The organism is Planktothrix serta PCC 8927, from assembly GCF_900010725.2.
GTDB lineage: Bacteria > Cyanobacteriota > Cyanobacteriia > Cyanobacteriales > Microcoleaceae > Planktothrix > Planktothrix serta.
Window position 1 is genome coordinate 64,033 of the sequence record NZ_LR734865.1, and the last position, 11,991, is coordinate 76,023.

Genomic DNA, 11,991 nt, shown 5'->3' on the forward strand with positions numbered 1-11,991 from the left:
AGTAGGTCAATTATATGTTAACTTTATCCTAAATTTTCAATCCCAGTCTTAAGAAAATCCTCGGAAACCTCTATAATCTGGGGAGGACTATTGATGAGCTTTTTTTCTATAGCAATCTGCTTTGAGGTTGTAACATTTTATCGTAGGGGTGGCGTCCCTCCCATTGGTGTCAACTTAAGTCATAATGCCCTGAACTAAAGTTCGGGCTAAAAGCTAAAGTCATCTAAAGATGACTAAGATCATTCTCCATTAACCCGTTTTAACGGGTTTAAGCTTTGAGCCTGAAATTTATTTCAAGGCTTTTGGCGCGATTGTTGACACCAATGCGTCCCTCCCAACCCAGGCGCAAAGAGGGTTGGGAGGGACGCCACCCCTACAGTGAGGATTTGTTCTATAATCTCTCTAATCGCTATCGCGCCGTTAACACCCCAAACCGTTATGCAGCTTGCTCCTAAACCTCTGACTGATAAAACTTTAACTCCACCCCAAACCGAAAGGATTATTTTAGATGTGGGGGGAATGCAGTGTGCTGGATGTGTTAAAGCGGTGGAACGTCAACTCATCCAACAACCGGGGGTAATTTCTGCTTCTGTGAATTTAGCGACAGAAGTAGCAACGGTTGAATGCGAAGCGAACCAAATTAAACCAGAAAATCTGGCTGAAATTTTAACAAATACCGGGTTTCCCAGCCAACCTCGTAATTTAACCTCCTCCGCTACGGACAAATTAAAGGCGTTACAAGAGCGACATCGCCAAGACATGGGAAAACAAATTCAACGCATTGTTACCTGTGGTCTGTTATTATTATTATCAAGTATTGGGCATTTACATCATTTTGGCTTTCCCCATATTCCCCTTCTCAGTAATATTTGGTTTCATTGGGGACTGGCTACAATTGCGTTATTATTTCCGGCGCGTTCTATTATTATTGATGGGGGGCGCAGTTTATTAAATAATGCTCCCAATATGAATACATTGGTGGGACTGGGAACGCTCACGGCTTATTTAACCAGTTTTGTGGCGCTATTATTTCCCCAATTAGGTTGGGAATGTTTCTTTGATGAACCCGTGATGTTATTGGGGTTTATTTTATTAGGAAAAACCCTAGAACAGCACGCTCGACAACGAGCCGCCACCGCCTTTCAATCTTTAATTGCTTTACAACCCACCACCGCCCGTTTAATCCCCCCTCAATCTCAAGATAATTCAATTTTGAATAGTGTAGAAATTCCCTCCGAACAAGTCAAAGTTGGGGAATGGTTACAAGTATTACCCGGTGAAAAAATACCCGTTGATGGCGAAATTCGGTTTGGAACAACCACCGTCGATGAATCGATGTTAACGGGGGAATCGATGCCAATTTTAAAACAAATTGATGATAGTATTTCAGCCGGAACGATTAATCAGTCGGGAGTGATTTTAATCGAAGCAACCCGCACGGGTTCTGATACTATTTTAGCACAAATTGTACAATTAGTAGAAACCGCCCAAACTCGCAAAGCTCCCATACAGAAATTAGCGGATACAGTTGCGGGATATTTTACTTATTTTGTAATGACTTTAGCGAGTTTAACCTTTTTATTTTGGTATGGTTTAGGAACTCGGATTTGGTCAGATGTAATCCCCTTAGCCGGGGTGGAAATAGCGACAAATGCTCCTTTATTATTAAGTTTAAAATTAGCAATTGCGGTATTAGTCATTGCTTGTCCCTGTGCGTTAGGATTAGCAACACCCACTGCTATTTTAGTGGGTTCGGGAATGGGTGCAGAAAGGGGATTATTAATTAAAGGCGGGGATATTTTAGAACGAGTCCATCAACTGAATACGATTGTTTTTGATAAGACCGGAACCTTAACCACAGGTTCTCCCACAGTAACAGATTGTATTTCAATTTCTGAGTTATCTCCCCAAGAAATATTACAGTTATCTGCAACAGTAGAACAAGGTTCAAATCATCCTATTTCTCAAGGGATTTTAACAGCAGCTAAACAGCAGAATTTACCCTTATTAACCGCATCGGATTTTCAAACAAAACCGGGGTTAGGGGTATCGGCTATTATCGATAATCAAATAATATTTGTCGGGAATTTAGCCGGATTAATTGAATCTAATATTATTCCTCCTCAACCCTTACCCGAATTTTTAGGAAAAACCATAGTTTATATCGCTATTGACGGTAAAGTTATGGGGTTGATGGCAATGAGTGACCCCCTGAAAAGTGATTCTAAATTAACCGTTGAACAGTTAAAAAACATGGGGTTAAGGGTAATATTATTAACAGGCGATCGCCAATCCGTTGCTGAAGCGATCGCATCTGAGTTAAACTTACAATCAGAGGATATTTTTGCCGAAGTTCGACCCGAAGGCAAAGTTAATGTGATTCAAACTTTACAACAACAGGGTGAAGTTGTAGCAATGGTGGGAGATGGAATTAACGATGCACCCGCCTTAGCACAAGCTGATATTGGTATTGGGTTACAAACAGGAACAGATGTGGCGAATGAAACGGCAGATATTGTATTAATGCGAAATTCATTAATGGATATTGTTGATTCTATCCAATTAAGTCGCGCTACTTTTAATAAAATTCGTCAAAATCTATTCTGGGCTTTCGGTTATAATATTGTAGCAATTCCCCTCGCGGCTGGGTTTTTATTCCCCAAATTTGGAATATTATTAAGTCCTTCCACCGCAGGTGCTTTAATGGCGTTAAGTTCCGTTACTGTTGTCACCAATTCGTTATTATTACGTCGTCAAGTTCAACGTTAGCAAATCCGCGTTATTCTTCACAATCCTCGGCTTCTCCTTCTTCGATTTCTACTTCTTCTAAGGATTGTCCATGTCTACTTAGTAAACGCCAAAGATCGTCATAGAAAAAGTAATCAATTGTTTGAATATGTTGTGAGAGTAAAGAGTCGCTAACCATATTGGGTCGAATATCACAATAATATACACCATCTAATGGGTTTAGCCTAATAGCGTAAGCTTTGAAATGTCCTGACAGAAAAGTTGAATTAATACCATATTTGTTTAATTGCTTTGTCTTCTTTCTTTGCACATCATTCAGAAAAATAGCAATGTGAGGTAGATTAGTAGCAGTTAACTTGTTGTACAGAAACTTATCTACAAAAATTTTGTCGATCCGATCTTTACTTGAAGTTTTCACTGAACCAATAATTTTAAGCTGATCTTGTTCACTAATTAGTAAATCATGTTGATAACTCATATTAAATAGGAATTCGCCGTTATCATCCTTAATTGGGACTTGTGCTGTTCCAGCAACACAGTCTATATCTAACTCCGCAATGATAAGGCGAATCAAACGCTCAAAAAGATCTCCATTTACCTTGCGGGCTTGATTAGATTTTCCTGAAGGTAAGGCATCAAGGGCAGCACCAATAGATTGCTGAATAGTATAGATAGTACGAACTAAAACTTGCCTTAACCGATTATCAGGCAACTGTCTATCTCTTTCTCTTAACTGTGTAAGAACTTGCAAAAATTTTACAGAAGCATCCTCAAAAATAGCTTGTTCATACATTAATAAGGTATTAACTGGACGTGTAATATTGTAGAAACCATCTTTCTGATACTGATAGAATTGGTAGTGATTTTCGTTCTGTGAAACTATTCGGGCTTGTAAACCTGTTTCAATAAACTGCAAATATCTTTTGCAGAAGTTTATATAATCTTGAAGAGTTTGAAAACGTTCTTTATCAGTTGCATAATTAACTAAACTCGTTAAACTCATCGTATAGACTCTCTCCTTTCGGCATTTTTACGATCAAAAGCAATCCATTCATCTTTTGTCATCCGGCGAACATTTTCTATACGTCCAAATGCCCAATCATTGTATTCCATATTCAGATCACAGCCCATCCACCGCCGATTTAGTTGTTCTGCGACCACGAGCGTTGTTCCTGACCCTGAAAATGGATCGATAACTAAATCCCCTTCATTAGAGGACGCAAGAACTAACTTTCTTAATAGCTCTTCGGGTTTTTGTGTAGGGTGAGGTGTTGTCTCACCCATGCCATTACAAGTAGTAGGAATCTCTATAACATCTTTAGGTTTTGCACCTTTAGGATTAGGTGTCCAATTATCACGTTTCTTCTTTGATCCTTTTCCGTAAGCACTCGTTTCTGCTTGTGGGTGGGACGGGTATTTTAACGTATGTGCGCCATAAGGAATTCGTACATCGTCCATGTTCAGTTTAACTTGATTAGATTTACGAAAATGAATAATACTTTCATGGGAACGTCCCCAATCATTACCTAAATTTGCTTTATTCTTGTAATGCCAAATTAACCAACGACAACTCTTGAAATACTTTGATGCTGGATGCTTTAGATCGGCTAAGATTTCAGAAAAACCACAAATGTAGAGAGAACCCGTTGATTTCAAAATACGCGAGGCTTCACTGATCCATTGAAGCGACCATTCAATGTACTGCTCTTGATTCTCGAAACTATCCCACTCAGCTTTTTTAATATTGTAGGGCGGATCAGCAAAAACTAGGTCAATGCTCTCAGAATCAAGGGATTTGAGCCAATCAATTGAATCACCTTGATAAAGTTGCCCATGAAGGTGTGAATATTGCAGTTGAAATGCTTTAGTTAAAGGTTTTGATGCTTGCTTCCTAATTGGCTGTGTTTCAACAATTTCTAGGGAAATTTGCGTCATACTTATGGGCTGATCAGAACTGACCAATGTTAATTATTCCTCGCTATTGTGTTAACAAATAGAAAACAATTATACTAAACTTTTATACTATGTTTAGATTTTCCTGGAAACTAGGAACACCGGAGGAAAAGATTTCGTACAGCTTGGTTTCAGGAGCCATCGTTATCCTAAACGTGATAGCGACTGCTATAAATCCTATTTCCTCTGAACAATCAACACAAAACCGGGCGCATGATGTATAACATAATAAAGCACACTTTTTCTTGGGTTAATTGAGAATATAGAGAACGCTATCGTAATATTAACAAAAGCATCTGAAATAAGCCAATAATCACACCTAAAATTCCGCCTAAATTAACAATCGCCTGTAATTCACTTTTAACAATACCATTAATTGCTGTTTCCAAGTCTTCAGGAGAAGTCCCCTTCACCCGATCAATAATTACCTGTTCAATATTCAGAATCGGAATCACTTGCGCCATGATTTTTTCTAAATCCTGTTCTAAATACCGTTCCAAAATCAATGCTAATTCTTGACTGACTAATTCTAAAGATGTATTCATCACTGGAGAATTTTGTAACCGTTTTAAGATCCAAGTCGAAATATGATCCCAATCAATGGATTGACTTAACCCTTGAAGTACATCTATTCCCTGTTCCTGAATATAGGTTCTTACGGCATCTCGCAGGGTTTTTCGTAACTGTTTAACTGTAGAAACAGGTAAATTTTGTAAGGAAATATTCTGTAACCATTCTTGCAATCGTTCTCGGATTCCTAAAGATTTAATTAATTCTGCTAATCGACGATTGGTTTCCTCTTTTTCATCTAAACAAAATGTTCGCAGCCGGGTTAAACTATGACGTAATCCTAATAAATTAGCAACTACCCAATAGGTGCCACTACTTTGTTCACGAAATCCCTCATCAATAATTGAAATATTTCGATCTGTGAGAAAATCAATTAAAGCTTGTCGCAAGACTTCTGGGGGGAGTACAGCCTCTAAAAGCCATTCTGATAACTGTTCTGCCTGTTTATTATTGAGTTGAAATTCTAATAAAACTTGATCAAAAATTTGGTTGATTTGAGGAGCCAGAAAATCATCTTTTCTCGCTAAAACTCGTAAAATTCTGGGTAAAGACTCTCCAATAAAATCGCGTAAAATCCCTGATAAAATCTTAGCTGTTTTTCGTTCTGTATCGGCTTTAACTTGATCTAAAGCTACTCTTAAAAGCCAACTAATAGCGGCTTGCATTCGTTCAGTTTCTAGCAAACGACGCGCTAATTTTTGTAACTCCTCTGGAGTTAATAACGATCCCATAATCGTATCCGCGATTCGTTGTGCTAAACGTTCTTGATTTTTGGGAATTAAACCTGGGGTAAACGGAACTTTTCGACCATAAATTTTTAGGGTTCGGTAAGGACGAAATAACATTTTAATCGCTAAATCATTGGTAAAATAACCAATAATTCCACCGACTATCGGAGGCGTGATTAAAACCCACTGTTCAGCAAAATTTACCATTCTTATTGCAGCAGACCATGAGTTATAGTAGGGAACAGGGAACAGACCCCCCAAACCCCCGTGAACGGGGGCTTAACAGAAAACAGAAAACAGCAAGATTTCAGCGTCTAGGTTTGCTGCATTAGTTTATTGTTTAATTGGCTTTAGTTATAACTAATACTCCCATCATACCGCTTGCAATCGGGTAATGTGTGGCTTGAGAAAATCCCGCTTGCTGGGCTAACATTACTTGTTCACAGCCAATCGGAAATTTATCTAAACTGGGGTTAATATAAGCGTATTCTTCTTTAAAACCGAATTCTTCGGCGGCGGGAACAACAATCTGATCCAAATACCACTGTTGAAAAGTCCGCAGTAGAGAACTGGGAGGACGATGAAAATCTAAAATCGCAGCCGTAGCTCCAGGTTTGAGGACTCGATGTAGTTCTCGCAGACTACTGGGAATATCCACCACATTTCGCAAACCATAGCCCATTGTGGCACAGTCAAAAGTATTATCCTCGAAGGGTAAGGTTAATACATCCGATTCTACCCAAGCGATCGCAGCCGTTGGAATTGTAAACGGTCGAGGTCGATGTGCGGCTATCTCTAATTGACAATCAGAAAAATCTACCCCAAAAACCCGCCCTTGTTCGCCGACTTGTTGCGCCAATAATAGAGCTAAATCTCCACTCCCACAGCATAAATCTAGGGCGGTATCACCCGGTTTAGCACCACTCCAACCCACGGCCATTTTTTTCCAAATCCGGTGCTGTCCCCAACTTAACCCATCATTTAACTGATCGTAGACAGGCGCGATGCGATTAAAAATTTCTTGAATGCGGTTGTGTTCGGTGATCATGTTAAGTCGGGAGGTTAAGGCTTCAGACTGGTGAGCGCCAAGGCGATTTGTTGTACCACTAAATAAACGGTTGTCAAATCATCGGGAGTCATTTGACAAGGCTGCTTCCACTGTACTGATAATAGAGCAATCTGCTGATTCCGATAGATAATCGGAGCATTAATATGGGCTTGAATTCCCGAACTTTGATAGTGAGGCAGAGTCGCCAAAGCGGGATCTGCGGTAATATTAATCGATGCTTGTACAGTTCCCGTTGTCATCGCTTCTTGGACAATCGGATCAGTTGCTAACCAGTTTTCGACAACACCCGTGCGACTATAATCGCCTTTTGTGGGAGTCAGATGATTGTCCTGAATTTGTTGGAGAATGCAAACATCAGCCTGAAACTGTTCTCCCACCGCTTGAGCAATGGTAGCCAGTAAGCTTTCAAGATTAGCGGCGACTTGGGCGGCTTCCATAACCCTTGCTAACAGTTGGGTTTGAGCCTGAGCACGATTTAGTTCTGCGGTGCGTTGGTTTAGGAGTTCATAGGTTTCGGCGGCTCGTTCCACAACGGCTTTGAGTTCATTTGGGTCCCAAGGCTTGGTAATATATTTGTAGACTTGGCCTGAATTAATCGCATCTACCAAGTCTTCAATATCGGTAAACCCCGTAAGAATAATTCGCACGGTATTGGGGAACTGAGGTACAGTTTTGCTGAGAAACTCCGTACCTTTCATTTCTGGCATTCGTTGGTCGGAGATAATCACCGCCACTTCCCCTTCATCTCCCAAAATTTCTAGGGCGCGAACACCGCTTTCAGCCTTAAATACATTAAAATTCCGTCGAAATGTACGGTAGAGCAGATCTAAATTATCTGGCTCATCGTCAACTACCAACATCTTGGGCTTTTTGGGTCGCTGATGATTCATGAGTTGGCGCTTAACACTTTCTAGTAGGGGAATTTCAACTTCCATCTATACCTCCGCGCGGTTGGTACTCCTGTAGTATCCACCCGAAAATTCTGTCAAACATGAGTTGTAAACAGGAAACCCCGCTTCAGACACTGGATCAGGCAAATTAGGGCAATCAGATGCTTCCACTTCCATTCTCTGGAATATAAATGTTGATCCTTAAGGCGAGAGTAATTGAGATAGGAGTAGAAATATTGACATCAATATTTAGTTTATCAGGTTTGTTGTCGAAAATGTCAGTGCAAATCCCCTGCTAAAAGTTTATAGCAGGGGAGGGTGTTCAGGTTAATAACTGAGCCAAAGGAAGCCACCACTAACCAACAGCATGATGATTAACGCGATCCACAGAAAGTGATTATCCTGGGTTTTAACCTCATCGAAATTGATCACAACGGGTGGAGAAGGGGGCTTAGAAACAGACTGAGTGGATGTAACCCCTTTTGTTTGAGAGCGCGAATCTTCCTTTTCATCCAGATGATTCAAGTCAGGAATTTTAACAAATCCCTCTGGATCAATATAGAGTTTGGGCGCTTCTAAGACTTCGCATAAACGACGAGCCTGTTGACGGGTTTCCAGGGTGGGATGACGAATTAACTGTTTACACAGTGCGATCGCTTCCGGCTTTTGGCCAGAGGCTTCGTAGGCTGTAACTAGCCAAATTTGGATCTCTCCACCCAGACGAGAATTCGGTTCTACAGCCTGACGAGCCTGTTCTAAATATTGAACGGACTCTCGATAACGGCCCTGTTCAAAGGCAAACTGACCCGCTTGGTATAAGCTGTGGATAGTGTCTAAGGGTTCTTCAGCCACGGTTTTCCCTATTTAAAACTCATCATAGGTATTTCGAGGCACGCCTTCATCCGAATCGCGTTTAGATCCCAATAGATCTAATTCATACACTCGAATTACAGGTTTTGAACGTTGAGTGCCTGTATTGCGATCTTGCCAATGGTCAAACTTTAACACTCCTTTAATCCCAATTAAACCTCCTTTACGGACATAGTTAGCCGCAACTTCCGCCGTTTTGTCCCAAATTTCTAAGTTAAACCAATCGGGTTCATCTGTTTTTCGAGTCCGACGGTTAACTGCTAAAGTGAAATTGCAGACAACGCTGCCATTTTATTAGAGTCGATAAAAATGTCACCATTCCTACCTCTCGTTCAAAACCGTACATGAAACTTTCGCTTCATACGGCTCCTCAGTGACTTGGCTGGTTAGAGTACCTCTTTATTCGCGTGTCTGATGTCGTGACAGTGCGTGTGTAGTAATTCAAGATTATTGATTTTATTGTTTGCTCGATTTCTGTCAATGTGATGGATTTCAAGCAAGCTATTACTCATGAATCTCAGATTACAGTGGTTACATTTTCCTTCTTGTTTTTTAAGAAGTTTGGATGCCATATTTCTTAGCATTGGATGTTGGCTTAATCTTTGTCCCCAATAAACCAAATCTCCGTTAAAAGGACTTTTTGTGTCTTTTACTTTGATATGGCGGCGAATTTTCATGTTGGAGTGTTTTTCCAGTACATATTTGTTATCGGGGGTGATAAATATCCAGCCTAATCCTCTGTTGACTCCCCAGTATTTTGAGACGGTTTCAGTTTTATTCTGTCCTCGTCCACTTCTGCTGTTAGCCCATCCTCTGAGTTTGGAAAAAATTATGCTGTCGATTTTGTTGAAGGTATTGGCACTGGCTACCGTTGAGTAGTAAGCTGCCCATCCTCGTATTACCGGGTTTAGGGCGTTTATAACTTGCTCTTGGCTTGAGTGATGATTCCTTCTTAGTAAATCGTCAATCTTGTCCAAATGTCTTTGGATAGCTTCTTTACTGGGTTTGATGAGCGTTTTATGTCCTCTCTTTAATTCGGTTCCACCAATTGACCCACTTTGTTTATTACTAACTGGGTATTGCCGAATGTTGAAACCTAGAAAGTCAAATCCCACTTTACCTTCGTATTTTTCAAAAGTGTGAGTGATTCTGGTTTTGCTTTCGGTGAGAGTTAGCCCCATTTCTTTTAACCATTCTTCGATTACTGATTTTGCTTCGAGGATTACATCTAAATCTTCATCCATGATTACAAAATCATCGGCATATCTAACAAAGCTTATATCCCGCTTTTGTTTAGTTTTGCCGACTCTTCGTTTGAATTTACCTTCTAAGGCGTTTTCCATCCCGTGTAGAGCTATATTTGCCAATAATGGCGATATAACGCCTCCTTGGGGAGTTTCTTCAGGGGTTGGAAATAATTTGTCGCCTTTCATTACCCCTGCTTTTAGCCATGCTTTAATTTGCCGTCTAAAAGTGGGTGAGGTGTTCAACTTTTCGAGTAGTTTCTGATGGTTAATTTGGTCAAAACATTTTTCAATATCGGCATCAAGAACATATTTCGGTTTTTGAACGATGCCATTGTATATTGCCGCTATTGCGTCATGTCCTGACCGCCCTGGTCTGAATCCATAAGAGTTAGGCTCAAATTTAGCCTCCCATTCGGGTTCAAGTGCCAGTTTCATTAGGGCTTGTTTCGCTCTATCTGTCATCGTAGGTATTCCCAGAGGTCTTTTTTCCTCTTTGCCTGGTTTTGGAATCCATACCCTTTTAGTGGGGTCGGATTTGTCATTGAAGTGTAACTCTTTGGCTAACCTGATTTTCTGAGGATTACGAAGACGCTTTATCCCATCAATGCCAGGAGTATTTTTACCCTTGTTATCTTGGGTCACTTTTCTGAGCGCCAAAACTTTGGCATACCACGAATTAGTCAACAGCCTTTGTAACTTACGGACTGCCTTAACATCACCACGTTCAGAGGCTTGATAGATTCTCTTTTGAAGCTTGAAAACATATCTCTGGACTCTTGCCCAGTTTATTGTTTCCCATTCATACATCGGTTTAAAAACCGTGTTCATGACATTTTTACCTTTACTTGATTTTCTATCTCCAAATCACCGTGATTCCGTCAGCATATCCTTTAGCTTTCCTAAAGGCATTGGCTTCTGAATCAATCTCACTTCTTGGCATCATGCGGCTTGACTGCCTACTCAGGTATTCGACCGCCTGAGAGATTTCCGAGAAGTTATCCCGTTCCTAATTCCTGCTTTACGGCGAGGTTAGAGTCCTGCTATCCACCGGGTTTCTTTGGGAATGCTCTAGGTCAAATTTCGAGTTGCCTAGCCCTTATCCTTGCCTTTTGGCCCAGCCTATTAACATAAGTAGGCTGTTGTCAATAACGATGGTTCGGTCACAGATTCAGTTTCCTTACTCATACTCGTCTCAGCTAGAAGGGATTCCCTGTTAGGTTCAGAGTTACCTCCGTTACGCCCCGCTTCACCAGTTTGATGGTCAGTCTCCCCAGTGGGGGCATTGCTTCGTCTTGCATTTAGACGGTGGGAATTGTTCTCTAAAGATTTGCTAAGTTTGTAACATTTCTTAGAAATCTCACCCACTCAGGAATTAAGTTGTCAAGGTCTTGTATGTTTATACAATTCCTTGCAAGCGTTACACCATCAAGGTTGATGACTTTTACGCTTAACGGGTCGCACCAAAATATTTGACTTCTGGATCTCTGCCAGCACGGCCAACCAACGTAACAATATTTAGACTCATTATTTTGAATGAATAAATAACTAACAATTATAACGGTTGGCTGTTATCAACAGCATCAATCGGTGATCCGGTCTTTGAGCCCACGAACTATGGCTAAAGTCAAGGGAAAAATAGTGATTGCTAATTCAAGCTAGAATCCCATGGGACTAGACGCAAACACCAAAACGTAATAAAATTCACATCGGTTACTCGCTCTTAGGGACACTCCGAAAGGATTCAGTTAACTCGTTATAGGGAAAGAACCGTCTTAATATTCTTCGTCTAACATTTGGGTTAATGGGGGAATATGTCAAACATCTATCAGATTAAGTTAAAAATTGTCGCAGATTGGGGGCGTAAACAATAGTGGGTCTTTTTAGTCGTTTTTCCTTATCGCGGGACATGGGTATTG

General features: G+C 40.6%; 8 protein-coding genes and 1 pseudogene. 1 reads left to right on the top strand and 8 read right to left on the bottom strand.

Going from position 1 to position 11,991, the window contains the following annotated elements; translation table 11 throughout:
• Positions 1 to 438 precede the first annotated feature (438 nt).
• Positions 439 to 2,769, top strand: coding sequence for a heavy metal translocating P-type ATPase (locus tag PL8927_RS09480; RefSeq protein ID WP_083620335.1), 2,331 nt, complete (start codon positions 439 to 441; stop codon positions 2,767 to 2,769).
• A 10-nt stretch (positions 2,770 to 2,779) separates the two neighbouring features.
• Here the strand turns inward: PL8927_RS09480 and PL8927_RS09485 are convergent, their stop codons facing one another.
• The 8 genes and pseudogenes from PL8927_RS09485 to ltrA form a co-directional block, all read right to left on the bottom strand.
• Complete coding sequence (locus tag PL8927_RS09485; RefSeq protein WP_083620338.1) at positions 2,780 to 3,751, bottom strand: hypothetical protein; 972 nt, start codon at positions 3,749 to 3,751, stop codon at positions 2,780 to 2,782.
• A complete protein-coding gene (locus PL8927_RS09490; protein WP_231505969.1) occupies positions 3,748 to 4,710 on the bottom strand; it encodes a DNA-methyltransferase in 963 nt (320 codons plus the stop codon). Before PL8927_RS09490 ends, PL8927_RS09485 begins: the two co-directional genes overlap by 4 nt.
• 263 nt (positions 4,711 to 4,973) lie before the next feature.
• Complete coding sequence (locus PL8927_RS09495; RefSeq protein WP_083620349.1) at positions 4,974 to 6,206, bottom strand: DUF445 domain-containing protein; 1,233 nt, start codon at positions 6,204 to 6,206, stop codon at positions 4,974 to 4,976.
• A gap of 133 nt (positions 6,207 to 6,339) precedes the next feature.
• Complete coding sequence (gene ubiE, locus PL8927_RS09500; RefSeq protein ID WP_083620353.1) at positions 6,340 to 7,047, bottom strand: bifunctional demethylmenaquinone methyltransferase/2-methoxy-6-polyprenyl-1,4-benzoquinol methylase UbiE; 708 nt, start codon at positions 7,045 to 7,047, stop codon at positions 6,340 to 6,342.
• A gap of 14 nt (positions 7,048 to 7,061) precedes the next feature.
• On the bottom strand, positions 7,062 to 8,003 hold the full coding sequence (locus tag PL8927_RS09505; protein WP_083620358.1) for a response regulator: 942 nt from the start codon (positions 8,001 to 8,003) through the stop codon (positions 7,062 to 7,064).
• Positions 8,004 to 8,285: 282 nt separating this feature from the next.
• The gene (locus PL8927_RS09510) at positions 8,286 to 8,810 is read right to left on the bottom strand and encodes a tetratricopeptide repeat protein (protein ID WP_083620363.1); all 525 of its coding nucleotides are present in this window, start codon (positions 8,808 to 8,810) and stop codon (positions 8,286 to 8,288) included.
• 12 nt (positions 8,811 to 8,822) lie between these two features.
• Positions 8,823 to 9,107 (bottom strand): annotated as a pseudogene (gene ssb, locus PL8927_RS09515) (single-stranded DNA-binding protein); the annotation flags it as partial.
• 107 nt (positions 9,108 to 9,214) lie between these two features.
• Positions 9,215 to 10,903 carry a group II intron reverse transcriptase/maturase gene (ltrA, locus tag PL8927_RS09520; protein ID WP_083620367.1) on the bottom strand — a complete coding sequence of 563 codons (1,689 nt, stop codon included), beginning with the start codon at positions 10,901 to 10,903 and terminating at the stop codon, positions 9,215 to 9,217.
• Positions 10,904 to 11,991: the final 1,088 nt, after the last annotated feature.

Bases quoted from the DNA above. Each gene is read 5' to 3' on its own strand.
- PL8927_RS09505 (WP_083620358.1), bottom strand. From the start codon at position 8,003: ATGGAAGTTGAAATTCCCCTACTAGAAAGTGTTAAGCGCCAACTCATG.
- ubiE (WP_083620353.1), bottom strand. From the start codon at position 7,047: ATGATCACCGAACACAACCGCATTCAAGAAATTTTTAATCGCATCGCG.
- PL8927_RS09480 (WP_083620335.1), top strand. From the start codon at position 439: ATGCAGCTTGCTCCTAAACCTCTGACTGATAAAACTTTAACTCCACCC.
- PL8927_RS09495 (WP_083620349.1), bottom strand. From the start codon at position 6,206: ATGGTAAATTTTGCTGAACAGTGGGTTTTAATCACGCCTCCGATAGTC.
- ltrA (WP_083620367.1), bottom strand. From the start codon at position 10,903: ATGAACACGGTTTTTAAACCGATGTATGAATGGGAAACAATAAACTGG.
- PL8927_RS09485 (WP_083620338.1), bottom strand. From the start codon at position 3,751: ATGAGTTTAACGAGTTTAGTTAATTATGCAACTGATAAAGAACGTTTT.